General features: G+C 64.2%; 24 protein-coding genes and 1 pseudogene. 9 read left to right on the top strand and 16 right to left on the bottom strand.

Annotated features, from left to right (window positions below):
* Positions 1-17: 17 nt before the first annotated feature.
* The 6 genes from thiD to WJT74_RS05815 all read right to left on the bottom strand — a co-directional run bounded on the left by thiD (position 18) and on the right by WJT74_RS05815 (position 7,943).
* Entirely contained in the window at positions 18-1,223 is a 1,206-nt protein-coding gene (gene thiD, locus WJT74_RS05790; protein ID WP_343347934.1) for a bifunctional hydroxymethylpyrimidine kinase/phosphomethylpyrimidine kinase, read from the bottom strand.
* Positions 1,220-2,557: a phosphoglucosamine mutase gene (gene glmM / locus WJT74_RS05795; RefSeq protein WP_343347937.1), complete on the bottom strand. Its 1,338-nt coding sequence runs from the start codon at positions 2,555-2,557 to the stop codon at positions 1,220-1,222. The genes thiD and glmM overlap by 4 nt, the downstream gene beginning before the upstream one ends.
* Positions 2,558-2,579: 22 nt before the next feature.
* Entirely contained in the window at positions 2,580-3,257 is a 678-nt protein-coding gene (locus tag WJT74_RS05800) for an NnrU family protein (RefSeq protein ID WP_343347940.1), read from the bottom strand.
* Positions 3,254-4,552, bottom strand: a complete 1,299-nt coding sequence (locus WJT74_RS05805; protein WP_343347943.1) for an amidohydrolase family protein — start codon at positions 4,550-4,552, stop codon at positions 3,254-3,256. Before WJT74_RS05805 ends, WJT74_RS05800 begins: the two co-directional genes overlap by 4 nt.
* The gene (locus WJT74_RS05810; RefSeq protein ID WP_343347946.1) at positions 4,549-5,952 is read right to left on the bottom strand and encodes an amidohydrolase; all 1,404 of its coding nucleotides are present in this window, start codon (positions 5,950-5,952) and stop codon (positions 4,549-4,551) included. The genes WJT74_RS05805 and WJT74_RS05810 overlap by 4 nt, the downstream gene beginning before the upstream one ends.
* A gap of 110 nt (positions 5,953-6,062) precedes the next feature.
* Positions 6,063-7,943 (bottom strand): peptide MFS transporter, encoded by a 1,881-nt coding sequence (locus WJT74_RS05815; RefSeq protein WP_343348109.1) that lies wholly within the window; start codon positions 7,941-7,943, stop codon positions 6,063-6,065.
* A gap of 148 nt (positions 7,944-8,091) precedes the next feature.
* Here WJT74_RS05815 and WJT74_RS05820 point away from each other — a divergent pair, with 148 nt between their 5' ends.
* Together WJT74_RS05820 and WJT74_RS05825 are read left to right on the top strand one after the other, a co-directional pair.
* Entirely contained in the window at positions 8,092-8,667 is a 576-nt protein-coding gene (locus tag WJT74_RS05820; RefSeq protein ID WP_343347949.1) for a nitroreductase family protein, read from the top strand.
* A gap of 61 nt (positions 8,668-8,728) precedes the next feature.
* A complete protein-coding gene (locus WJT74_RS05825; RefSeq protein WP_343347951.1) occupies positions 8,729-9,079 on the top strand; it encodes a GntR family transcriptional regulator in 351 nt (116 codons plus the stop codon).
* Here the strand turns inward: WJT74_RS05825 and WJT74_RS05830 are convergent, their stop codons facing one another.
* The gene (locus WJT74_RS05830; RefSeq protein WP_343347953.1) at positions 9,080-10,753 is read right to left on the bottom strand and encodes an acyl-CoA dehydrogenase; all 1,674 of its coding nucleotides are present in this window, start codon (positions 10,751-10,753) and stop codon (positions 9,080-9,082) included.
* Positions 10,754-10,800: 47 nt separating this feature from the next.
* Between WJT74_RS05830 and WJT74_RS05835 the strand changes: the two genes are divergently transcribed.
* Complete coding sequence (locus WJT74_RS05835; RefSeq protein ID WP_343347955.1) at positions 10,801-11,721, top strand: L-threonylcarbamoyladenylate synthase; 921 nt, start codon at positions 10,801-10,803, stop codon at positions 11,719-11,721.
* A 33-nt stretch (positions 11,722-11,754) separates the two neighbouring features.
* Here the strand turns inward: WJT74_RS05835 and msrA are convergent, their stop codons facing one another.
* Positions 11,755-12,300, bottom strand: coding sequence for a peptide-methionine (S)-S-oxide reductase MsrA (gene msrA, locus WJT74_RS05840; RefSeq protein WP_343347957.1), 546 nt, complete (start codon positions 12,298-12,300; stop codon positions 11,755-11,757).
* 75 nt (positions 12,301-12,375) lie between these two features.
* On the bottom strand, positions 12,376-13,074 hold the full coding sequence (locus WJT74_RS05845) for a PilZ domain-containing protein (RefSeq protein ID WP_343347960.1): 699 nt from the start codon (positions 13,072-13,074) through the stop codon (positions 12,376-12,378).
* Between the two features lie 130 nt (positions 13,075-13,204).
* On the opposite strand from WJT74_RS05845, the gene WJT74_RS05850 reads away from it, so the two are divergent.
* Together WJT74_RS05850 and WJT74_RS05855 are read left to right on the top strand one after the other, a co-directional pair.
* Positions 13,205-13,600, top strand: a complete 396-nt coding sequence (locus WJT74_RS05850; RefSeq protein WP_343347962.1) for a response regulator transcription factor — start codon at positions 13,205-13,207, stop codon at positions 13,598-13,600.
* On the top strand, positions 13,597-14,439 hold the full coding sequence (locus WJT74_RS05855) for an EAL domain-containing protein (protein WP_343347964.1): 843 nt from the start codon (positions 13,597-13,599) through the stop codon (positions 14,437-14,439). The genes WJT74_RS05850 and WJT74_RS05855 overlap by 4 nt, the downstream gene beginning before the upstream one ends.
* Here WJT74_RS05855 and WJT74_RS05860 read toward each other — a convergent pair.
* Entirely contained in the window at positions 14,397-15,554 is a 1,158-nt protein-coding gene (locus tag WJT74_RS05860; RefSeq protein ID WP_343347966.1) for a CaiB/BaiF CoA transferase family protein, read from the bottom strand. The two genes, WJT74_RS05855 and WJT74_RS05860, sit on opposite strands and share 43 nt — an antisense overlap.
* A 173-nt stretch (positions 15,555-15,727) precedes the next feature.
* On the opposite strand from WJT74_RS05860, the gene WJT74_RS05865 reads away from it, so the two are divergent.
* Positions 15,728-16,312, top strand: coding sequence for a LuxR C-terminal-related transcriptional regulator (locus WJT74_RS05865; protein WP_343347969.1), 585 nt, complete (start codon positions 15,728-15,730; stop codon positions 16,310-16,312).
* A 108-nt stretch (positions 16,313-16,420) separates the two neighbouring features.
* Here WJT74_RS05865 and WJT74_RS05870 read toward each other — a convergent pair whose 3' ends face one another.
* Positions 16,421-16,549 carry a hypothetical protein gene (locus tag WJT74_RS05870; RefSeq protein ID WP_343347971.1) on the bottom strand — a complete coding sequence of 43 codons (129 nt, stop codon included), beginning with the start codon at positions 16,547-16,549 and terminating at the stop codon, positions 16,421-16,423.
* A 663-nt stretch (positions 16,550-17,212) separates the two neighbouring features.
* Between WJT74_RS05870 and WJT74_RS05875 the strand changes: the two genes are divergently transcribed.
* A complete protein-coding gene (locus WJT74_RS05875; RefSeq protein ID WP_343347973.1) occupies positions 17,213-17,878 on the top strand; it encodes an endonuclease/exonuclease/phosphatase family protein in 666 nt (221 codons plus the stop codon).
* Between the two features lie 81 nt (positions 17,879-17,959).
* On the opposite strand, the gene WJT74_RS05880 is transcribed toward WJT74_RS05875, so the two are convergent.
* The 3 genes and pseudogenes from WJT74_RS05880 to WJT74_RS05890 all read right to left on the bottom strand — a co-directional run bounded on the left by WJT74_RS05880 (position 17,960) and on the right by WJT74_RS05890 (position 19,868).
* Positions 17,960-18,652 carry a hypothetical protein gene (locus tag WJT74_RS05880; RefSeq protein ID WP_343347974.1) on the bottom strand — a complete coding sequence of 231 codons (693 nt, stop codon included), beginning with the start codon at positions 18,650-18,652 and terminating at the stop codon, positions 17,960-17,962.
* 124 nt (positions 18,653-18,776) lie between these two features.
* Positions 18,777-19,493: pseudogene (locus WJT74_RS05885) on the bottom strand (M50 family metallopeptidase).
* 9 nt (positions 19,494-19,502) lie between these two features.
* Entirely contained in the window at positions 19,503-19,868 is a 366-nt protein-coding gene (locus tag WJT74_RS05890; RefSeq protein WP_343347976.1) for a hypothetical protein, read from the bottom strand.
* Between WJT74_RS05890 and WJT74_RS05895 the strand changes: the two genes are divergently transcribed.
* Together WJT74_RS05895 and WJT74_RS05900 are read left to right on the top strand one after the other, a co-directional pair.
* On the top strand, positions 19,869-20,324 hold the full coding sequence (locus WJT74_RS05895; protein WP_343347979.1) for a hypothetical protein: 456 nt from the start codon (positions 19,869-19,871) through the stop codon (positions 20,322-20,324). It begins immediately after the preceding gene.
* Positions 20,321-21,334 (top strand): hypothetical protein, encoded by a 1,014-nt coding sequence (locus WJT74_RS05900; RefSeq protein WP_343347980.1) that lies wholly within the window; start codon positions 20,321-20,323, stop codon positions 21,332-21,334. The genes WJT74_RS05895 and WJT74_RS05900 overlap by 4 nt, the downstream gene beginning before the upstream one ends.
* 29 nt (positions 21,335-21,363) lie before the next feature.
* Here the strand turns inward: WJT74_RS05900 and WJT74_RS05905 are convergent, their stop codons facing one another.
* Both WJT74_RS05905 and WJT74_RS05910 read right to left on the bottom strand, forming a co-directional pair.
* Entirely contained in the window at positions 21,364-23,424 is a 2,061-nt protein-coding gene (locus WJT74_RS05905; protein WP_343347982.1) for a 3'-5' exonuclease, read from the bottom strand.
* On the bottom strand, positions 23,421-23,783 hold the full coding sequence (locus WJT74_RS05910) for a hypothetical protein (protein ID WP_343347983.1): 363 nt from the start codon (positions 23,781-23,783) through the stop codon (positions 23,421-23,423). Before WJT74_RS05910 ends, WJT74_RS05905 begins: the two co-directional genes overlap by 4 nt.
* Position 23,784: the final 1 nt, after the last annotated feature.

Genomic DNA, 23,784 nt, shown 5'->3' on the forward strand with positions numbered 1-23,784 from the left:
TCGGATCGCCGACTGCATCAGGCCGGCATTTCCTCCGCACCCTTGCCCATCCGCCACGGCGGATAGCGGCGGTTTTCGCCCGCCTTGTACAGAAACACCGCATTGCCCGCCGGGTCGCGCAACCGCGCCTCGCGCCACATCCACGGCTGTGCGCGCGGTCCATGCTCGAACGGCAGCCCCTCGCGCGCCAGGCGCTCGACCCGCTGGTCGAGATCGTCGCATTCGAAATAGACCGCGAAATTCTCCGCCGTCGGCGCGTCGGGGTCGCACTGCACCGACAATGTCGCGCCGCCACCGGTCTCGAACCGCGCATATTGGTTGTCGGGGCTGTCGACGATCTGCCGCAGCCCGATCTTGGAATAGAATTCGACCATCTTGTCGTAATCGGTTCCGGTCACGGTCAGCTGGTTCATCCGCGGCGGCGCCATGCGATCCGCTTCCCCGACGTCGAGCCGCACCTGGCTGATGCCCAGCGGACCCGACCCCCCGCCGAAGCCCGGCGCCTCGTGCAGCGCCATGCGCACGAACATGCGCGCCCGGTCGATCGATTCGTTCATCGAATGACCCGCGCCCATGAACGTCGCGATCGCGCTCGACAGGGTACAGCCGGTGCCGTGATCGTGGACCGTCTCGATCCGCGTGCCCTGCCAGCTGGTGATATTGTCGTCCTCGATCAGCGCGTCGGCGACCGCCTCGCCCTCCTCGTGTCCCCCCGTCAGCAACACCGGTGCGCCATGCTTGCCGACCAGTTGCAGGGCGGCGGCGATCGGCTCCTCCTCGCCCGTCAGCGCGACGACCTCGGGCGCATTGGGCGTGGCGAGCGTCGCCACTTCGAACAGCTGCGCCAGCGCCTCGATGGTCGCCTCGTCGGCCAGCGCCACGCCACTTGTCGTCACCATGACGGGGTCGAGGATGATGGGGATCTTCCTATCGAGCGACTTCAGCCGATCGGCGATCGCGCGGGTCGTGAAGGCGCTGCCGGTCAGCCCGATCTTGATCGCGTCGACGTCGAAATCGGACAGGACCGCGTCGATCTGCGCCAGCACCGTTTCGGCGGGCACCTGATGGACCGCATCAACGCTCTGCGTGTTCTGCGCGGTGATCGAGGTGATGGCGGTCAGCGGATGCGCGCCCAGCATGGTGATGGTGCGAACGTCCGCCTGGATCCCCGCGCCCCCGCCGCTGTCGCTTCCCGCGATCGTCAGAATGATCGGAATGCTCATGCCACCTCTTCGATCGCGTTGACGACATGGTCGACCCATTTCTCGACCAGCCCCGCATCTTCACCTTCGGCCATCACGCGAACGAGCGGCTCGGTGCCGGACTTGCGGATCACCATCCGCCCGTCCGATGCCAGTGCCGCCTCGGCCTCGCCGATCGCCTTCTTGACGTGCGCGTCGGCCAGCGGATCGCCGCCCGAATAGCGCACGTTCTTCAATAGCTGCGGAATGGTTTCGAACTGGTTGAGGATTTCGCTTGCCGGCCTGCCCCCCGTCACCATCGCGGCCAGTACCTGCAATCCCGCCACCAGTCCGTCGCCGGTCGTCGCATGGTCGGTCAGGATGATGTGCCCCGATTGCTCGCCGCCCACGTTGCAGCCGGTCTCGCGCATCATCTCGAGGACATAACGGTCGCCGACCTTCGCCCGGTGCAGCCCCAGCCCGTGCGCCTCCAGATGCCGCTCGAGGCCGAGGTTGCTCATCACCGTCGCGACCAGGGCATCGCCGCGCAGCTGTCCCCGGTCCTTCAGCGCCAGCGCCATCAGCGCCATCAGCTGGTCGCCGTCGATCAGCTTGCCCTTCTCGTCGCAAACGATCAGTCGGTCGGCGTCTCCGTCCAGCGCCAGGCCGATGTCCGCACCGGTCGCGACGACGGTCTCGCGCATCGTGTCGGTCGCGGTGCTGCCGACGCCCTTGTTGATGTTGGTCCCGTCGGGATTGACCCCGATGGTGACGAGGTCCGCCCCCAGCTCCCACAGCGCCAGCGGCGCGGCCCGGTAGGCAGCACCGTTGGCGCAATCCAGCACGACCTTGAGGCCGTCCAATCGCAGTTCGTCGGGAAAGGTCGACTTGGCGAAATGCACGTACCGCCCGATGGCATCGTCGATCCGCTGGGCACGGCCCACATGCACGGCATCGACCAAATCAGGTTCATCGACGATCAGCGCCTCAATCGCCGCCTCGGCCTCGTCGGACAGCTTGTAGCCGTCGGGCCCGAACAGCTTGATGCCATTGTCCTCATACGGATTGTGGCTCGCCGAGATCATCACGCCCATGTCGGCGCGCATCGAGACGGTCAGCATCGCCACCGCGGGCGTCGGCATCGGGCCCAGCAGCACCACGTCCATGCCCACGCTGGTAAAGCCCGCCACCAGCGCGCTTTCCATCATGTAGCCCGACAGGCGCGTGTCCTTGCCGATCACCACCCGGTGCCGGTGGTCGCCGCGCTGGAAATGCGCCCCCGCGGCCTGCCCGACCTTGAGCGCCAGTCGCGCAGTCATCGGATCGGCGTTGGTACGCCCGCGAATCCCGTCGGTGCCGAAGAATTTCCGTGTCATGACAACGGCGTCTAACCGCCCGCTAGAACCACGTCCACAACCCCACCGGCGCGCGGCCGAGCCAGCCGTGGGCGTAGGTCGCCACGAAGAACAGGATCGTGCCGCCGATCAGCGCGAACATCCCGGGCGCGTGAAAACCGCGCGCGAAGGGAAAGTAGGACGTGTTCGCCTCCCATTCGCTCCAGCTCTCGCCCATCAACCGGCGCTTCTTGATATCCTGCCCCCACGCGCCGCCCAGCGCGGTCACGATGATCGCCAGGCTCAGCACGATGCTCGGCCAAGTCGGATTGACGAGGATGTGCGTCACTCCCCACAGCGCGAAACCCCACATCATCGGATGCCGCGTCGTCGCGAAGACGCCGGTCGCGGGACGGGCCGCATAGGCGTCGGCATCGGGATGCGGCAACGCCGGGTTCTTCACCAAGCTGCCCACGAACGCGATCGACCCGATCCACATCAACAGGCTGCCCACACCCCACATCGGTACCGACACGCCCCACAGCCATGCGGCATCGATCTGCGCAGGCCCGTAGCTTCGCGCCGCCATCACAAGCGTAACGAGGCTGACGATCGAATAGACGGCCGAGAACCCCTTCTCGCCCAGCATCCGTACCATCGGCGTGCGCAGTGGATGGCTCATCGCCAGATGGGTCGCGGCGAACGCGACCGACCAGAAGGCGAGCCACCCGAGCGCGTTCATCGGCGATAGGCGGGCGGAAGGCTCTGCCGCTGGATCGTTCGATAGCGCCGCGCGAGCCGCGACTGGCGCGTCGTCAGGTCCTGCTCCACCCCGTCGATCCACACCCGCTCCGCCGCGCTGCCCAGTTCGAGCGGATCGCCCGACCACAGCACGACGTCGGCTCGTCGCCCGGCGCGGAGTGATCCGATCTCGCCGTCCATCCCCATCATCGCCGCGGGTCGGGAGGAGATCATCGCGAACGCATCGTCCCATTCGACCCCGACGTGACCCGGCAGCCGCTGCAAGGCGACCAGATTGCCCGCCAGCTGACGGCCGTTGCGCGCGTTGCGGTTGAGGAAGTCGGACAGCACCGCCACCCCGACATCGACCCCCGCCGCGCGCAGTCGCCCGATGTTGGACTGGGTCGAGGCCAGCATCTCGAAACTGCCGGGACGGTTGAGCGTGGGTTCGGCGATCACCGGCACGCCCGCCGCTGCGATCCGGTCGGCCACCATCCATCCTTCGGCCGCCCCCATCAGGACGAGGTCGAGCCGCGGAAAGTCCTCGCGCAGCCGCAGCAGGTTGACGATATCCTGCGCGCGGTGAACCGCGACCAGCATCGGCACTTCGCCGCGTAGAACGGGGCGCAGCGCCTCGATATCGGCTTCGAGCAGGAAATCGCCGTCGGGCCGGTCGCCCTCGCGTCGCCCGTCGCGTGCTTCCAGAAGCGCGTCGCGCAGTTCGAGCGCGCTGGCTGAGCGCGATCCGCCCGCCAGCCCCGCGCCGCCCTCGCCCAGATAGACGAGCTGGAAGGCGCGTGGCCGTGTGACGGGGTCGTAATCCTTGGCGGTGTCGATGACCGCTCCCTGCCCCGCGAAGATGCTTTGTTCGGGACCCGGTGCGACGATCGCGCGGGTCACGCCGTCGGCGCGGCTCACCGCGATCGGCTCGGACATCGGATTGATCGACCAGACGACATCGATCGCCGCGCTGTAGGGCGAACCGCCCGCGCTGACGTCGTTCGCGCCGCCGGCACCGCCGTCGACTTCGGCCAGCCCGATGCGGCTGAATCCCGCGACCAGTCCCGGCGTCACCCACTTGCCGGTCGCATCGACGGTGGTCGCCCCCGCCGGCACAGCCACGCTGCCCGCCGGGCCCGCCGCGACGATGCGGCCATTGTCGACGATGACGGTGCCGCCTTCGATCGGCGCCGAGCCGTCGCCGACCACCACTTTGCCGCCGGTGAAGGCGACCGGCTGGGCCAACGCGGGCGAGGCGGCGAAGGCGAGCAAGGATGCGAGCGCGAAACGGATCATTTGACGTCTCCTTCACCGGGCTGGCCGAGTTCGAAATCGCTCACCGGGCGGCGGCTCGGGTCCTGCGCGTCGAACATCAGCGCGCCGTCGATCCACACCTTCGTCGGGCGCGAGTAGATGCTGTAGGGATTGCCGTTCCACAGGACGACGTCGGCCATCTTGCCGGGTTCGAGGCTGCCGGTCTGGTCGAAGATGCGCAGCGACTTGGCGGGGTTGGCGGACAGCCACTGCCACGCCTCGGCCTCGCTGATCTGAATGCCCTGGCGGCGGCCCGCGGCCAGCGCCTTGGCGGCTTCCTGCTGCAACCGCTGGATGCCGTCCGGATCGTCCGAATGAACGATCGCGCACGCACCCGCGGCGTGCACGTACGGCACGTTTTCGAGGATCGCGTCATAGCTTTCCATCTTGAACCCGTACCAGTCCGCCCACATCGACGCGCAGGTCCCCTGGTCGCGCAGAAGGTCGGCGATCTTGTAGGCTTCGACCGCATGCTCGAAGGTCGCGATCTCGTACCCGAACTCCTCGCTCATCTGCAGCATGATCGCCATCTCGTCGGCGCGGTAGCAATGGTTGTGAATCCGGATATCGCCGTCCAGCACGCCGCGCAGCGTATCCATCGTCAGATCGCGGCTCGGCTCGTCGCCGCCGTTTTCCTCATATTCGTCCCATTCGGCGTCATACTCTCGCGCCTCGATCCACTGCGCGCGGGTGACGGCGACGTTGCCCATCCGCGTCGCCGGGCCGCCGCTCTCGCCATAGACGCGCTTGGGGTTCTCTCCGCACGCCATCTTGAGGCCATAGGTCGCTCCCGGGAACTTCATGTCCATCACGCTGCGCCCCGGCACGTTCTTGAGAATGACCGACCGTCCGCCGAACAGGTTGGCGCTGCCCGGCAGGATCTGCAGCGAGGTAATTCCGCCATTCGCCAGCGCGCGCGAGAAACCCGGATCCTGCGGCCACACGCTATGTTCCGTCCAGACGTACGCGGTGTTGGGATCGACCGCCTCGTTCCCATCCGAGTGGCTCTGGGTCGAGGGCGAGGGATAATTGCCGAGGTGGCTGTGCACGTCGATGATGCCGGGGGTGAGGTACATGCCGCTGCCGTCGATCACCCGCGCACCCTCGGGCGCGCCGACGCTGCCCGCCGCGCCGATCGCGCTGACGATCCCGCTTTCCAGGAGGATCGCGCCATTGTCGATCTGCCCGCCGACCCCATCGTAGATGGTCGCCCCCGTGATGAGCGTCGGAACCGAGGGATAGGCCTGGTAGGTCGAGGGATAGGGATTGCGGTCGAAGAAGGTCGGCGGTGCCTTGGCGTCTTCGTTGCCGGTCGTCGCGCAGGCGCCGAGCCCGGCGGCAAGCGTCGCGACGAGCAAAGTGGTGGTGTGCAAGCGAGTCATCTGGGAGCCCCCGTCAGGAATGTCGCCGCTCACCGTAATCGCGGCGGGACAAAAGAAAAGGGCGGAAGCCGCAGCTCCCGCCCTTCGTGTTTCCGATGGGTCGCGACCCGTCAGATATTGCGCCCGGGTTCGTCCCCCGGACCCGGCGGATTGGTCGCCGGATGCAGACCCGCTTCCTGGTTCTCGAGCCCGGCCTGCGCCTGCCCTTCCAGGTCGTCGCCGACATCGTCGTCGCGCAGCGTCTCGAGGTGCATCAGCTTCTTGACGAGGCTGCTGACCAGCATGACGAACACGCCGATCCCGATCGCGGTCAGGCCCATCGTCCAGTAGACACCGAGCGCGCTTTCCCGCGTGATGTCGCCACCCTCGCCCTCGCCCATCAGCGAGCCGAGGAAGCCTGCGACATAGTTGCCGCCAGCCGTCCCGAAGAAGAACGCCGCCATCATCAAGCTCGCCATGTGGCGAACCGACAGCCGGTTCATCGCCGACAGCCCGACAGGCGACAGGCACAATTCGCCGGTCGTCGACAGCAGGTAGAAGAGGAAGATGAACAGCACGGGGACCAGTGCGTCGCCCGCATTGTTCGCGCCCCAGACCAGCACGACGAACGCCAGACCCATCTGGACGATGCCCAGCCCCATCTTGGCGGGCGTCGAGGGTTCGATGCCCTTGCGACCCATCCACTGCCATAGCGCCGCGAAAATTGGGCCGAGCAGGATGATGTAAATGGGGTTGATCGACTGGAACAGCGAGGTCGGAACGCCCGCGCGATCGACGAAACGATCGGTGAACAGGTTCACCGAACCGCCCGCCTGTTCGAACAGGCCCCAGAACACCGGCATCAGCAGGATGAAGAAGATCATCGCGAAGACGCGGTCACGGGCATGGTTGCTGTACTTGCGACCTTCGATCACGCACGCCGCGATCACGAGGCCGAGACCCACCAACGCACCGATGGCGGCGATGGTGTCGCCCCCTTGCGTGGCGATCATGTAGGCCGCGGTTCCGAGCAGCACGAGTACGCCCGCCATGAAGATCGGACGGGTCGAGCCGTCGCTGATCCGACCGCTTTCATCGCCCAAGCGATAGAGCGCCTGCTGCAGGACGTAGCCGAGCAGCAAAATGCCCGAAACGAGCAGGATCCACCCGACCGCTGCCTGGAACTGGATGAGCGCCCAGATGACGAGCACGCCGAGCAGGCCGACCCCGTAGAGCAGCCACTCGAAGTTCATCCCCGCGACCTTCTGCTTCAGCTTGGCCGGAACCGGGCTTTCGCCCTGGCCCATGAGAAGCGGCTTGCCGAGGACGAACACCACGAGGCCGAGCAGCATCCCGATGCCCGCCGCGCCGAAGCCGTAGGCCCAGCCGATGGTCTCGCCGAGATAGCCGGCGATGATCGTGCCCGCCGCGGCGCCGAGGTTAATCCCCATGTAGAAGATGGTGTAGGCGCTGTCGCGGCGGATGTCGGTGCGCGGATAGAGCTGGCCGACGATCACCGAGATGTTCGCCTTGAGGAAGCCCGAACCGACGATGATGAACGCCAGTGCGAGCCAGAAGATGTTGAGCGTGGGATCGTTCTGGTAGCCCGACCCGTCACCTTCGAACGCCATGAAGAAATGGCCGAAAGTGAGGAGGACCGCGCCGAACGCGACCGCCTTGCGCTGACCCAGATACTTGTCGGCCAGCCAGCCGCCGAGCACCGGGGTGATGTACACGAGGCTGGTATAGGCCCCGTAGATAAGGTTCGCGCTGCCATCGGAATACATCCAGTGGCGAACGAGATAGAGGATGAGCAGAGCGCGCATCCCGTAGTAGGAGAAGCGCTCCCACATTTCGGCGAAGAACAGGACGAACAGGCCCTTGGGATGGCCCAGCACTTCCTGCTTGGGCCGCGTGATGACCGCGAGGCCGACCGCAAGGAAGGCGAACAATACGATGGCGGCGATGACGACAATCCAGTCGCCCTCCGCCCATGCGGAAATCGGTTTCAAATCGGTCACTAAGGTCCCTCCCAGTGGACGGCGGGGCGGGTTCATCGCCCGTCGCCATCGAAATGTCATACGCGCGGCACACTAGCGTTTCGTTTCGGTCTGTGAAGCATTTGTTGACGAAAGCTGTGGCGCGAGAGACACGGGCGCGATGGAAACGAACGACACCTCCTCGCTGTTGGCCCATCTAGAGACCCGCCGCTCGGCCCGCCCGCGCGATATCGTGGCGCCCGGACCCGATGCAGCGCAGCTTGGCGAGATCCTGCAACTCGCGGCGCGCACGCCCGATCATGGCGCTCTCGTCCCCTATCGCTTCCTATTGATCGAGGATCGCGAGGCGCTGGCCGACCTGTTCGAGACCGCCTGTTCCGCGGAAGATCCCGATTGCACGCCGTTGAAGCGGCAGAAATTCCGCGACAAGGCGCAATGGGCGCCGACGCTCGTCGCACTGATCGCCGCCCCGATCGAACGGCACAAGATCCCCGTGTGGGAACAGGAACTCACCGTCGGGGCGGTGGGCATGAATCTCCTTCACGCTGTCCACGCTCACGGTTTCGTCGGCGGCTGGATCACCGGCGCGCAAAGCTACGCCCCCGCGGTCGTCGATGCCCTGTGTCGTGGTGGGGAGCGGATCGCGGGCTTCTTCTACATCGGCTCGCCCGGCGAACCGCTGACCGAACGCGATCGACCGGCGATGGACGCGATCGTCTCCCGCTGGCCCTCGTAAAGGCGTCCGCCTGCAACCGGTCGCGATTGCAACTTTATCTGCGCTGCTGTATTAAGCCAGCATGACGCTCGCCAAGACCCCGGAAAAACCCGTCTACGTCCGTATCCGCGAAGAAATCGGCAACGCCATTCTCGTCGGCCAGTACGGCGATGGCGATGCGCTTCCCTCGGTGCGCGTGCTTGCGGGGGAGATGGGTGCCAATCCGCTGACCGTGGCGAAGGCGTATCAGGGTTTTCAGGACGATGGACTGGTCACCGTCAAACGCGGCGTCGGCATGTTCGTCGCCAAAGGCGCTCGTGACAGGCTGCGGGCCGGCGAACGCGAACGCTTCCTCAAGAAGGAATGGCCGGAGATCCGCGACCGGATGGACCGCCTCGGCATTGACGCCGACGACCTCCTCACCGGCGCCTGATCAACCCAGCGCGTCGGCCTCGACCGCATAGAGCAGGTCCGCCCCCGCCCCCGCCGATGCGCCCAGCCCGAACGCTTCGGGCACGACGGTCGCATTAAAGAAGGCGCTCGCCGCCTTCGTCCGCTCGTCGGCATCGGACGCGTGCGCCAGTTTCTCGAGCAGCCAGCCTCCGACCATCACCGAACACATTTCCAGGAACGGAGTCGCGCCCGCCAGCCGGTTGTCCGGCTCGGCGCCACGCAGCATCGCCGCCGTCTGGTCCACCGCGTCGGTCAGCGCCCGCATCCGCTCGTCCTCGGTATCGGCGCGTATGTCGGCGACCAGCCCGTCGAAGGCGAGCCCGCCGTCCATGTCCAGCTTGCGCCCGACCAGATCCGCTGCCTGGATGCCGTTGGTACCTTCGTAGATCGGCGCGATCCGTGCATCGCGCAGGAACTGTGCCGCACCCGTTTCCTCGACATAGCCCATGCCGCCATGCACCTGGATGCCGAGGCTGGCGACCTCGCATCCGACATCGGTCGACCAGGCCTTCGCCATCGGGGTCAGGACGTCGCCGCGCATCCGCATCTGCTTGTCGCCCGCTGCGCCCCAGTCGAGACAGCCGAAGGTGTAATAGCAAAGCGCGCGTGCCGCATCGGTCAGCGCCCGCATCCGCATCAGCATCCGGCGCACGTCGGGATGTTCGGCGATGGCGCTGGCCGCCCCCGCCCGGGCACCCTGCTTGCGTTCCGCGGCATAGGCGACCGCTTTCTGCGTCGCGGCCTCGGCGATGCCGACGCCCTGGAGGCCGACGTTCACGCGCGCATTGTTCATCATCACGAACATGGCCTTCATTCCGCCATGCTCGGGTCCGATCATCCAGCCCTTCGCGCCGCCCTCGTCCCCATATTGCATGATGCAGGTGGGCGAGGCGTGGATGCCCATCTTTTCTTCCAGCTTTGTGCAGACGACGTCGTTGCGCGTACCGTCGGGCAGCACCTTGGGCACCAGGAACAACGAGATGCCGCGCGTGCCCTGCGGCGCGTCGGGCGTGCGGGCGAGCACCAGGTGGATGATATTGTCGGCAAGGTCGTGCTCGCCATAAGTGATGTAGATTTTCTGACCCGAAATCAGCCAGTTGCCTTCGCCGTCCGGTATCGCCTTGGTGGTCAGCGCCCCGACGTCGCTCCCCGCCTGCGGCTCGGTCAGGTTCATCGTCGCGGGCCATTCGCCCGACACGATAGGTGCGAGGTAGGTATCCTTCAGCGTGTCCGATCCATAGGCTTCCAGCGCCTCGATCGCCCCCAGGCTGAGCATCGGACACAGCGCGAAAGCGATGTTGGTGGCGTTCAGATTTTCCATCAGCGCCGCCGACAACGACAGCGGCATTGACTGACCGCCATATTCCTCGGGCGCCGACAGGGTCATCCACCCCCCTTCGACGAATTGCTGATAGGCTTCGCGAAAGCCCTCCGGCATCGTGACCACACCGTCGTCGAGCTTCGCGCCGACCGTATCGCCTTTCTCGCGCAACGGCAGGAACTCACCGACCGCAAACTGCGCCGCACCCTCCAGGATCGCCTCGACCGTGTCGGCGTCCGCACCCTCGAACCGATCGCTCTTGGCGAGCTCGGGAAGGCGAACGACATCGCGCAGAATGCGGGCCTGGGTGGCGACCGGAACGGAGAATGACATTCGAAATCCTTCACAAAGCGGGTTGCGGACTGCATAGCGCGCCGATCATGGCCCCGCCACTCCCGACCGAAATCCGCCCCGCCGACAAGGACGGCATCGAACGTGCGGTTCGTTTGCTGGAACAGGGCGCGCCGGTCGCGGTGCCGACCGAGACGGTCTACGGCCTCGCCGCAGACGCGACTGATTCCATGGCCGTGGCGCGAATTTACAAGGCGAAGGGGCGGCCCGACTTCAATCCCCTCATCACGCACGTTTTCGATATCGAGGCGGCGCGGCGGCTGGCTGTGTTCTCGGACGAGGCATTGGAATTGGCGGATGCGCACTGGCCGGGGCCGTTGACCCTTGTCCTGCCGCGGCGTCCAGACACGGAAATTTCTGAGGTCGTAACCGCGGGCCTCCCGACCATCGCGATCCGCGTGCCCGCGCATCCGGTGATGCGCGCGTTGCTCCATCGCTTTGGCAAACCGCTGGCGGCGCCGAGCGCCAACGCCAGCGGGCGCATCAGCCCGACCCAAGCGGGCCATGTCGCGCACAGCCTGGCGGGCCGCATCCGGCTGATCCTCGATGGTGGATCGACCGATGCCGGGATCGAGAGCACCATCGTGGCGGTGTCGGGCGACAAGCTCCGGTTGCTACGCCCCGGCCCGATCGACGTGGAAGGCGCCACGCAAGCGTCCGGTGATGCGATCGAAGCGCCCGGACAATTGCCGAGTCATTATGCGCCACAAAAGCCGATCCGGCTCGATGTGTGCAAGGCCGCCGAGAACGAAGTTCTCATCGGCTACGGCGATGTACGAGGCGATCTGTATCTGGGAGCAGACCCGGTGACCGCAGCATCGCGCCTGTTCGCCCTGCTGCATGAAGCCGACGAGGCCGATGCCGAGCGCATCGCCGTCGCCCCTATTGAGGGCGAGGGTCTGTCGGCCGCGATCCGGGATCGGCTCAAACGGGCTGCCACTCCGCGCTGATCCTCAGCGACGACGACATTCGCCGAAGAGGCCTTAGGCCCCCACGCCGTCCTTCACCTTTTCCGCGAAGCTCTTGCGAAACTTGCGCAGCTTGGGATCGATGATCGCCATGCAATAGGGGTTGGTGCGCCCATTCTGCGCATAATAGTCCTGATGATAGTCCTCGGCCGGATACCAAGTGTCGTCGGGTTCGATGGTCGTCACGACGCGTCCGTCGAGCTTTTCGTTCTCCGCCGCGATCGCTTGTTCGGCGACGGCGCGCTGTTCGTCGTCCTGTGGGAAGATGGCGCTGCGGTACTGCGTCCCGATATCATTGCCCTGTCGGTTGAGCTGCGTCGGGTCGTGTGTCGCGAAGAAAATCGCGAGCAAATCCTCGTACGAGATGACATCGGGATCGAACGTCACCTTCACCGCCTCGGCGTGGCCGGTGTCGCCGCCGCAGACCTGGCGATAGGTCGGATTGACGACTTCGCCGCCGATATAGCCGCTTTCGACGCGTTCAACGCCGATCACGTCGAGGAACACCGCTTCGGTGCACCAGAAGCAACCGTTGGCGAGGATGGCAGTTTGGGTGGACATGGCAATTGGTCTCCTATCTTGCCCTCAAGATAGGATGCGCCACGCGGCAGAAAAGGGTCAGCGCGCCCGGTAAGACTAGCTGTAGCTGGCTTTCAGACTGGCCAGCTCGAGCCGCTTGGCCATCCATTCGGCCAGTTCCTCGAATTCGAGCGGACGATCGAAGACGATCCCCGCGCGGCGATCCGAATACCAGCGGATCTCGCCCTTGATCGGGCGCAGGCTTTCGACGACCACCACCACCTTCTGGCCGAGGCAATATTCCTCGATCGGTTCGACCTTCATCCCGCCCAGCGAAATATCGTGAACGTCGACGGTGTAGTAGAGCTTGCCGATCCGGACATTGGCCTTGCAATCGACGTGCAGTCGCGGCGGACGCGGGCGAAAGCCGTGGCGCGGCTTGCGACCGGCAAGCATCTCGCCGAGATCGATGTTCTGTTCGAACTTGAAGCCCGCCGTGCCCTCACGGGTCCAGACGACCTTGCCCGGGATCATCTGCGAATTCAGCTCGAGGCTCACGATGTCGCCGACTTCGTAGGCATTGGTCACCTCGGCCATCAGCCCACCCGCGGACAGGTTGCGGACCCGGACCAACTGTTCTTTGCCGGACTGGTCGACGCATTTGGCGACCCGCAACATGGGCATCACTCGCTCGTCGATGCGGCGCTCGACGGGGCGCGGGACTTCGGTCGTCAACGAGAAGATCGTCGATTCAAAAGCGAGATTGTCCTGCCCGAAAGGGCGGTTTTGGCGTCGGCGGATGAACGAGCCCAGCATCCGATACTCCTGTCAGGAACCTATCAGTCGCTGCACCCTATCGTGCCCGAGGTTAAAAAGACGTTTCCTCTCCGAGACTTCCGCGCTAGTGTTGGTTATCGATGCGTTAACCACGAGCAAGAGGAAGCGAATGACGGCACGCCCGCCCCGGCTGCTCCTGATCGACGACGAGCCCGCGCTAGCGCGCTTTCTTGCCGATGCCGCGCGGATCAGCGGTTTCGAGCCGGAAATTGCCGTCGATCACCGCGATTTTCGCGAGCGGTTCGGCGCACAGCGACCCGACATGGTGGCGATCGATCTCGGCATGCCGGGGATGGATGGGATCGAATTGCTGCGTTTTCTCGCCAGCGAAAATGCCGATCAGCCGGTGATGATCATCTCCGGCTTCGATGAGCGCATCATCGACACGGCGTTCCGATTGGGCGAGGAACTGGGTCTCACCATGGTCGGGCCTGTTACGAAGCCGGCCCGGCTGGACGCGCTCGAAGCCTTGTTCGACAGCGTGCGCGAACGGCTGGCGGCGTGAGCCCGGTCGTGGGTAGCGACGACAAGACCCTTCTCGGCGGTTTCGAACGGGCACTCGTCGAGGACCGGCTGACTCTCGTCTATCAGCCCAAGATCGATCTTTCGACCGGCGCGCTGCTCCGGGTCGAGGCGCTCGTGCGCTGGGAAGACGAGACCTATGGCGCCGTTCCGCCGGCCCGCTTCGTGCCGCTTGCCGAACGTCACGGTCTGATCGACCCGCTGACCCATTGGGGTCTCGATGCGGCCTTCACGCAATGGAAGAGCTGGCGCGATGCCGGGATCGATACCGGTCTTGCCTTCAACATTTCCGCCATCAGCCTCAAGAAACTGGGATTTCCGGATCTCGTCGAGCGCAAGTGCGCCGAGCACGGGCTGCCGGTCGAGAAGCTGGTGCTCGAGCTGACCGAGAGCGCGACTCAGCCGCTCGTCATGCTGATGGACACGCTGACCCGTTTTCGGATCAAGGGCATCGAGCTGGCGATCGACGATTTCGGTGCAGGCTATTCCAGCCTGATGCACCTTCGCCAGCTGCCCTTCACCGAGCTCAAGATCGATCGGTTCTTCACCAACGATGCGGTGCGCTCGCGCGAGAGCCGGGCGATCATCCGCTCGATCATCGGACTGGCGCACGATCTCGGGATCAGGGCGACGGGCGAGGGCGTGGAAAGCGATACGCAGCTTCACATGCTGCGGGCCGCGGGGGCCGACATCGCGCAGGGATACCGGATCGCCAGACCTTTGGCACCGCGCGATCTACCCGCCTGGATCGACCGCTGGAGGCACGAATGGAATGCGCTTCAGTCGGACGGCGAGGACGATCCCAGCGCCGCGCTGATCTGATCGTCGTCGAGCCCGGCAGCGCGTAGCACCTCGCGCGCGCCATCCTTACCAGCGCTTCGCGCAAACGGTTCGGGACGCTCTCCATAGCGCGGCACAGGTGCTGGCGCCCTCCCCTTCCCCAACAGTGCGAATGCCCCTCGCTCTCGATGCTGCGGATGACGATCGATCTCGTCGATGGCCGGAACGAGCGTGACACAGGCATCCTTGCCGGCAAACGCTTTTTCCCATTGGCTCGAGGGTTCCGCGCCGATGCGCTCCTCGATCACCTCCGCCTGCTCGGACCATCTCGACTTATCGTCGTTCGCGAACAACGGGTCGGACTCCAGCCCGAGCGTCTTCAGGAATTGCCGCCGAAACTGCGGTTCGAGCGCACCCACGGCGATATATTGACCGTCCGAACAGCGGTACGTGCGATAGAAGGGAGCGCCGCCGTCCAGATGGTTGCTCTCCGGCTCACCAGACCATTCACCGATCTGCGACAGACCGAACAGCATGCTGCCCACGAGTGCAGTGCCTTCCGTGATTGAGGCGTCGATGACCCGACCCTTCGACGCTCCCCCGCGCACTTCCAGCAGCGAAGCGAGCATGCCGAAACACAGCATCATGGCGCCGCCCGCATAGTCGGCGATCAGGTTAGCCGGCGGTACCGGAGGGTGGTTCCTGGCCCCCATTCCCCGCAGCAAGCCCGACATGGCGAGGTAGTTGATGTCGTGCCCCGCCTGCTGGCTCAGCGGTCCGGTCTGGCCGTAGCCCGTCAATCGACCGATCGCGAGCCGGGGATTGATGGCCTGCAACTCGGCGGGGCCGATGCCGAGCGCTTCGATCCGTCCCGGTCGATACGGATCGATAAGGGCGTCGGCGTCCTTCACCAGTGCGAACAGCGCCGCGCGGGCGTCCTCGCGACGGAGGTCGAGAGGAAGATCGATGCGACCGCGTTCGACCGGATCTTCGGGGAGCTTCAGCCGATCCGCGCGCTCGATGCGGATGATCCTCGCCCCGTGGTCGGCAAACATCATCGCGGCGAAAGGAGCGGGCCCGATACCCGCCAGTTCGATGATCGTCAGATCCTGAAGAGGCCCTGCCATCGTCGAAGTAATGACGCGGCTTTCGTCCAAGTCAAATCCGCTCTTCGTACCGACATGGCCGCCGCCGCCCCGCTCCGGGTCTTTTCAAGGCGTAAGGAATTACCCATATTGATACCGTGAACGACCAGAATCCCAGTGGTGGCGCTCCGCGTCCGACGCCTTCTCCGACCGTCGCGCCCGAAAAAATTGCGCCGGCGGCATCCGTGACACGGCTGATCGAATCCAGCCCCGTCGCTTCGGTCATCTCGGATCCGCGCCTCAAGGACAATCCGATTGTCGCCTGTAATGACGCGTTCGTCGAATTGTCGGGGTATGATCGCAAGGAGATACTGGGCCGGAATTGTCGCTTTCTGGCCGGCCCCGGAACGGAACCTTGGCTGTCGGAAACGATCCGCGAGGGTGTCCGCGAGCGGAAACCCGTGCTGGTGGAGATTCTCAACTACAAGAAGGACGGAACACCCTTCCGCAACGCGGTCGTGGTTGCCCCGATCTTCGACGATGACGACGAGCTGGAATATTTCCTCGGGTCTCAGGTGGAATTGTCGGACAATTCGCCGGGACCGTCGACATCGCGCCGCATCCAGAGCGCCGAAATGGTGAAGACGCTTTCACCCCGCCAGCGCCAGGTGATGCAGATGGTTGCTTCGGGCCTTCGAAACAAGCAGATCGCCTACGAACTCGGCCTGTCGGAAAAGACCGTGAAAATGCACCGCGGTCTGGTGATGGAGAAGCTCAACCTGCGGACCAGTGCCGACCTCGTCCGGACGGCGGTCGAAGCGGGCATCTGATCGGTCGGAACGGAGCGCCTCACTTTTGCGCTACTGCGTGCTCCGCCAAAGAGCTGAAAGTCATGATGGGAGGCGGAATTGCTCCGTCCCATTTCAAATTGTGACCGATCAGTCGGTCGACCGGGGTAGATTGTCGCGCACGACCTGACAGCGTGCCCGCAGTCGCTGTGGAATCCGGATTTCCGCTTTCTTGGGCGGATCGAACTGGGCGGCTGCCACGCGTTTGCAAATTGTCATTTTCTCTCTCCCTTGCCCTCTCAAAGATTCACGAGGTGGGGAGTTGCGCTTATCCGTTACGGGCACGACGAGACGTGTGAAATGTCGGAAAAGGCGAGAAAGATTAGGATACATGCCGGCCTAACCGGTGGGTCTCGATCTGAACAAAACGTTTGTCGACGAAACAATCTTTCAACGTTGGAAAGGAAAATGGCTGGGGTGCCAGGATATGCAGCCCCAGCCCCTCGCGGGGATAAGGTGAGCGGATGCCCCTCATCGCGAGATCGAGGAGACCTCTCATAATGGCGTGCATCGGCTTTACAGAATCACGCTTCTTTTAGGTTCGAGCAGACTTAACATCCGCCTTTCCCCTCTTCAGCCTTCCTTGGCGGACGCCGCTTCGACCGTCTGGCAGCGTACCGCTCGTCCTAAAGGTGTTGAGCCAAGCCTTTGCCTGCAAAAGCTTCGAGGTTGAGTTGGACAGTGGTCGCGCAGTTTGATCAGCGCGGCAGACCAAAGGAAATTCATTGTCGAGCGGATCATGTTGCGCGGCGCGAAGATCGCTTTCTGAGGCCTTGGCAACGCTAGCAGCCGAGCGCGCCTCTTAAACCATGCAAGCCTGAACACTTAAGAAAGTGCTCGACGTCTGTTCTCACGCGATGCTTCGCCTGCCATGCTTTGAACATGACGAAGCTCGTAATTGCGAACTGGAACGTCGAATGGGCGACCTCGCGATCTCAAAGGGGGAAGGCAATCAATGCCATCCTCTCCAAGGAGTCTCCGGATCTCGTATGCCTGACTGAAGCCAACTCCTCCTTTTTTGATAGCGAACACGTCATCGAGGCCAGCGTGGACTATGGATATGAGCAAGACGGCGACCGGCGGAAGGTTATCCTCGGCTCCAATCGACCCTGGTCCAACGTCACCCGCGGCGAAGATCTCGCCCTTCCGCCGGGCAGGTTCGTTGCGGGCACCACCGATACGGCTTTCGGCCCCGTCCATGTCATCGGGGTGTGCATTCCCTGGCGCGACGCGCACGTGCGGACGGGGCGCCGGGATCGACGGCCGTGGGAAGAGCATCTTCTGTTTCTGAAAGGCCTTGAGCCATACCTAGCCGACCGGACGGGCCGCACGATCGTAGTCGGCGACTTCAACCAGCGACTTCCCCGGCGCCGACAGCCCGCGGAGGTGCATGAAGCCTTGATGCGCTGCTTCGGTCCCCATTGGAAGGTTGCCACCGAAGGACTGACAGACGCTGCGGATCCCACGCTATTGATCACCTCGTGGTCGGCGATGAGCTTCGCGCCGATATATCGGGCGTCCTGCCCGCTACGAACGGAGCGGGCTTAAGGCTGTCCGACCATTTCGGTTTCACCGCCGCAATCACCGAGGCTCAGCAGCCGCGCTGATCTAACGTGCGCCCCGGCGCGTTCAGGCGAACGGATCATCCGTCCGCCGCGAGGCGAAGCGCTCAACATGCTGCCGAAGGCGGTCTTTGGACGCCGGCTCGTGGGACGACGCTTCGGCCACGCGCCGTTCGCAATCGGCGGCAACCCGCTCGAGAAGATCGATCAACTCGGTCAGCCGTCGCGATCCCCGCTCCTCCGGCATTTCTCGTGCTTCTGCGAGGTCCTGGCGGATCAAAGTCGGCACATGCCGGTTCGCCATCCGCTGCACCTCCATCGCTCCGAGATCGAGGCTTCGCCCCTCGCACCACCGCGAAGCTCTCTTCATGCTCTCGCGCACGACGCTGATCCGTGCGGCGCTTTCGGGCATCACTGCGATCAACCGGTCCCAAGGATCGCGTGAAAATGCCCAAGGGGTCGGTCGTTTCGGAATGGGCGGTAGCTCCGGCGCCACGACCTTCCGATCCTCGACGGCCGGGACCGGCAGGCGTGCGATGATCAGAAACGAGAGCGCGAAAACCGACAGCGTTACAACGAACGGAATCCAGCCATCCTCGTCCCCGGTGGGCACAAACGAAACGGCCAGCATACCCCCCACGATCGCGAGAACAGTCGAGAGCACGATGACCTTGAACCAGTGCAATGCGGATTGCAGCAACGGCCTAGCGAAAAAGAAGAAGAAAACGGCGAGCGCCGCCAGAGTCCACCATAGAGCCATTCGGAAACGTTAGGAGCGCACATCGGACCGGTAAAGTCGGACGACTCCTTGGCGCTCTGCTGGGCGCATCCTCAGTAACTTTTACCGCTCGTGCGATATGGCCTGAAGCTAAACCGCCCGCGTCTCAACGCCGAAACACCGCCTTGAAGCTCCACGCCATCAACGCGAGGATCGCCAAACTGATCAGCGTCCCCCAGACCCAGTAGGGCAGCAGCAACTGGTCGGCGATCGCGCCCGTATCGGATTGATGCATCGTCCCGCCGACATTCCCTCCGTCGCTGAAGAGATAGCCGAACTGCTGCCAGGCGCTGATGCAGGCTTGGATGCCGAGCAACTGCACCGCCATGCGCTGGACGTTGGGTGTACCGCGGCGTGCCAACAGGAGGATCAGGGCACCCAATGCTGGCAGCACGAGCCAGCCGGTCACCGACCGCACCCAGATGACCGTAGTCACGATCAAGGCGGCGCCAAGAAGGGTCAGCCCCGCGCGCGATGCGGTCGCCTTTCTGGAGGAGATGATGAGCAACGATCCGGCCAGCGCCGGCCCTATGGGACCGCTCGCCGCGATGAACGCATCGGTCACTCACCAGCCGTCCGCAGGACGCAACAGCCGCGCATACCCCGAGCCGTCGGGAAAAATGACGAGGTGATCGAAGCGCGAGCCCGTCACCATGGCAGCAATCCCGTGCCCCATTTCATGAAACCAGGTGGCGAGGATCGTGAAAGGGTAGAGGATCAGGCTCCCGATAGCGGTCTGCCACAACAAGATCGAAACAAGGCCAATCCCCAGCAGCGTGAAGACCTGGCCTTTTCGGGAAACAGGCATAGGAGAAGCGATCATTCGTTCGCCCTAATCGTTCAGCATCCGCACGGCCATAGGCCGACAACGCATAGAATGTCGCCGCCGACCACCCAGAAATGCTGCGAATTCTCGTAATCGTTTGACGCCCCGTGCTGCTTCCATCAGGTCAGTGACCGGGGGAGTATGCTTCATCAACGCCATCATCTGACGAACCGCCTGCACGAATGGCGAGAGCGGCGATACGAGGCAGCGGCGCTCGAGCTGCAGCAACTTGCCGCCGACCTCGTTACCGATATCACCGCCGAGATTGCCTTCCTGCCGGACCGCGCCCTCCTGCTGAAGCAGGTCGGCTACATCAAGCGACGGGTCGTGAGAGAAATCGACGCAGCCGCGAAGGCTACGATGGAGCGTCATGTGGCCAAGGCGAACGAGGAGCTGCGCTTGCTCGCCGAAGAGATGCTCGCATGGCAGTCTTCACGAGCCGATCATCTGGATGCGGAAACCTTGCGAGCGCTCGGCGACGTTGCGTCGGCTGCGGCGCCGCTCGCGGGTGATCTCGCTGTCACCGCGTCGCTCTCGAGTCTTGCGAAGGTCGCGAGCGCCGGCATCCTCGGCTTGGGTGTCGCCCCTTTAATCAGCTGGCCGGCCGTCATCGTGGGCGGGACGGTGGCATCGGGCCTTCTCGCGACAGGCGTCATCAGGGCCAATCCGCTGGCAGCCAAAGCGCGCCGCCGTCTCGTCGAAGCAACGCGCGACACCATCGTCGCACATCTCCTCACCGGCTCGGAAAAGCAGCCTTCATTGTTGCGACAGTATGGCGACATGCTCGATCGAACGGTCGAAAACGCAAGGGGTCCTGATCGAATATGATTGAACACATCGTCACGCGCGCCATTCCCGCCGCCGCACAGGCCGGCCTGCAGAGTGGAGAGCTGTCGCTGTTCGGGTCGGTCATTCGCCACGCCAGTTCGGGCCAGATCGCCTACCATCTCCAAGAGACGGGCGCGGTCGCAAAATTCCTCGCATCCGCCAATCCGCTCGGCGGCATTGGTAAATTCGCTGAGGTTGCCGCACAACTGGGCGGCGACATGATGCTCTACCGACAGGGTCAGCAGATCAAGGAATCGGTCGAACTCGTCCTTGCTCAGCAGGTCACCGGGCTCGCGCTCTCCGGTGCAGCGCTAGGCGTTTCCGTCCTCGGCTTTGCGGCCTTGTCACGAAAGATCGGGAAGATCGATTCGAAGATCGACGCGCTGGCGGCCGGGCAGGACGCCATATTGAGCGCGGTCGAGGATCTGCGTTCGGCAACAGTCACGCAGGATCTCGTCGATCTCAAGACGATCGCGCAGCAATGGGAAGAGAGCTGGTCGCTGTCCTCGCCCGCCGCGCAATTGGAGCGAGTGGCTGATGGCGGGCACCGGCTCGCCAACCGTTTCCACGAACGCGCAATGGTGAGCCTGACGCAGCACGGCGACGTCCTTGCCGCGTCTCCCCTTCTCGATGCGCACGGGCTGGCCCAGGCCACCCGTATCGCGGCAAGGCTCGCTTCCGACGAAAAGGCCGCCGCCATCGCCGCCTCGCACGACGCGATGCTGCAATATGACGAGCTCGTCGACCATGCGAATGCCACCCGCGGGGCGATCGAACATCTCGGGCAGGAGTGGGACGCGACGTCGGCGGAGGGGCGCGAGGCACTTCAGCGACAGCTTGCCGACCGTCGCCACATCGCCACCGCCCTCCGAGACCGTGCCGACGCAACGGATGCGACGAGCGACCTGATCAAGCTTCTCGCCCAGCGCTCGGCGAATGGACGCGCGTTTCTCGAGAGGGCTAGAGCCGAGGAGGAAGCGCCCTTCCTACTGATCGAGGCGTCAAACTAATTAGGCGCTCTGGTAGTGCTGGACAACAGTCAGCGAAATGACCGCAGGTCGTCCAGAAACTCGCTTCCCGGCGCGACGCCGGTCACCAGCAATTGATCGCGGGCGCGGGTGCAGGCGACGTAGAGTAGGTGTCGCTCGGTTTCGAATGCGGCTTCCAATTCGCCAACATCGCCAATTGCATCGAAACGCGATGGGTCGGGGATCACATCCTCGTCGCAAGCCATCACTGCGACCGCGGGGAATTCGCGCCCCTTGGCCTCGTGCATCGTGACGACGCGAACGCCTCCGTCGTCGTATCCGTTGAAGCCTGCCTCTTTCGCAGCAGCACGCGCCCGATCGAACTGATCGCGACTGCGCACGAGGATCGCGATGTCGGAGGGAGCGATGTCGTCGCGGACACAGGCCTTCAAGAAGGAGCCGACGGCCAACGCCTCGTCCTCGACGCCGTCGAAAAGGCGAATGTCCGGCTCGGGTCCATCGAAGACGGACATGGTGCCTCGCCTTCCTTCCTCCACCCCGTCCATGTCGGTGATCGACGGCGGGAGAAGCCTGTCTGCCATCGCCCTGATCTGGTGGGATGTGCGGTAATTGACCTTGAGCGAGTGGCTGCGTCCGCGAATGTCGAGCCCGAGCTTCGCCCAACTGAACGGTAAGCGGAAGATCCGTTGCCCGATGTCCCCCGCCAAGAAGAGCGCGTCCCCAAGATCCTGCCCGGCCTGGGCCAGAAAGCGCACCTGCGCCACGGTCAGGTCCTGCGCCTCGTCGACCACGACATGGTCGAACGGCAACCGACCTCCCCCCTTTATCCATTCGGTGACGCGGCCGAAGATCATGGCATTGGTCACGAGATTGCGTTTCCTGAGGCACTCCCGCACGTAATCGAAGACGCCCCACGCCGCTTCACGCTGGGCCGCGCCCAATCGAGTGCGACGACCGACGCGAGGAATCACCGCATAGCTTTCCTCGTCGACGACTCCCCACGCGTCCACCAGCTCGGTCCATTCCTCGAGAAGGAAGGTCTCGGTCAGACCGCCACCGAGGCCCGCATCCTTCGCAGCACCGATCATCGCCCGGATTTGCGAGGGCGTCGCGCGATTGGGATGACCACACAACCCGGTGTAGAGTTCGCTGGCAGCCTGATCGAGCGTTCGCACCGTCATGCGCTCCCTCACCGCGGTTCGCGACTGCGTGAGCAGATCGAGCTTCGTGGACAAGGACGCGGCGAGATCTTTGGTGAAGGTCGTTACGAGGACCCGGGCATCCGAATTCGCTTCCGCAAGATGAACCGCGCGATGCAGCGCGACGATGGTTTTGCCCGTCCCCGCAGACCCCGTGACGCGCGTCGGTCCCGTCACCGGGCGTGAGACTAGGTCCCTTTGCGCCGGATGGAGGAAGACCGCCCATTTCTCGAACGGCGCATCCAGCGCGGCCTGCAATTCCTCGATATTGTCGAGCACGCGGAAGCGGCGCTGTGCGTCGGGATGTGCGAACGGGTTCTCGCCCGCATCCACAGGCTCGACGACATGGTCCTCCAGCTTTCCGCCTGTCGCAAAATCATAAAGCGCCTCCGCGGCCTCGGCGGGCAGACGGTCGAACAGCCCATCGACTTCGGCCGCGGCCATCGCGCGCACCGCTTCGAGCCAGTCGCGCGGAACGCCGACATCGAGCAACTGATCGTCGCTCAGGGCCCAAAACGGCTGCTCCGTCGCGAACTCAGGACTGGCGACAGGCTGGTCGGCAACGCTGGTCGGATTCTCCGTTCGCTCGACAAGCTGGACGATCTGCATCGCCCCGGTCCGCTCGTGCGGGACGATTTTGCGCCGTTCAGCCCAGCGGTACGCATCGTCGTGATGTCCGACGTACGCCAGCAGATTGTCCTCGCCGTCGCGTCGCAGGATGATGCGAAGGTCGCGGCTGACCCGCGCGGACCAGAGGTTGTCGTCGCCGGCGCGCTTGATCCGCTCAAGACTAAGCCCCCCGCCCTTTGGGTCAGTCATCAGATCGAAGGTCGTGATCTTGACCTGCTTCTGCTCCTGATGACTCAGCTTGCCGAGGGCATCGGCGAAGGTGGAAGAATAGAGGAGGGTCACGTCTTCCGCGGCTCCTCGACAACTTCATCATCCGGAAATGTCGAAGCTTTTCGAGCTGCCTGTCGTGCTTGCTCGGCGAGGCGCAGATCGCTTCTGGGTTTCTCAAGCGCCGCACGCGCCTTCTTCACGCGCTCTTCGGCCTCCTTCACCAACTTGTTCGATTGCGCTCGCCACTGAAAAACTGACAGACCTGCGCGGCGCGCCTTCTCAATCGTGAGGAAGCCTCTAAATTTATCAGTCTTTTTGCTGGCTTTTTTCTTCCTTTTCTTCTCGATTTTTCCACGCGCCAGTCGCCCTAGCCCTACGAAAGACCCGTGTAGCCCGGCCCAGCCGGAGCCCCCAACGCGGCGCTTCTTCACC

The sequence above is a fragment of the Sphingomicrobium sp. XHP0239 genome (assembly GCF_039555325.1).
GTDB lineage: Bacteria > Pseudomonadota > Alphaproteobacteria > Sphingomonadales > Sphingomonadaceae > Sphingomicrobium > Sphingomicrobium maritimum.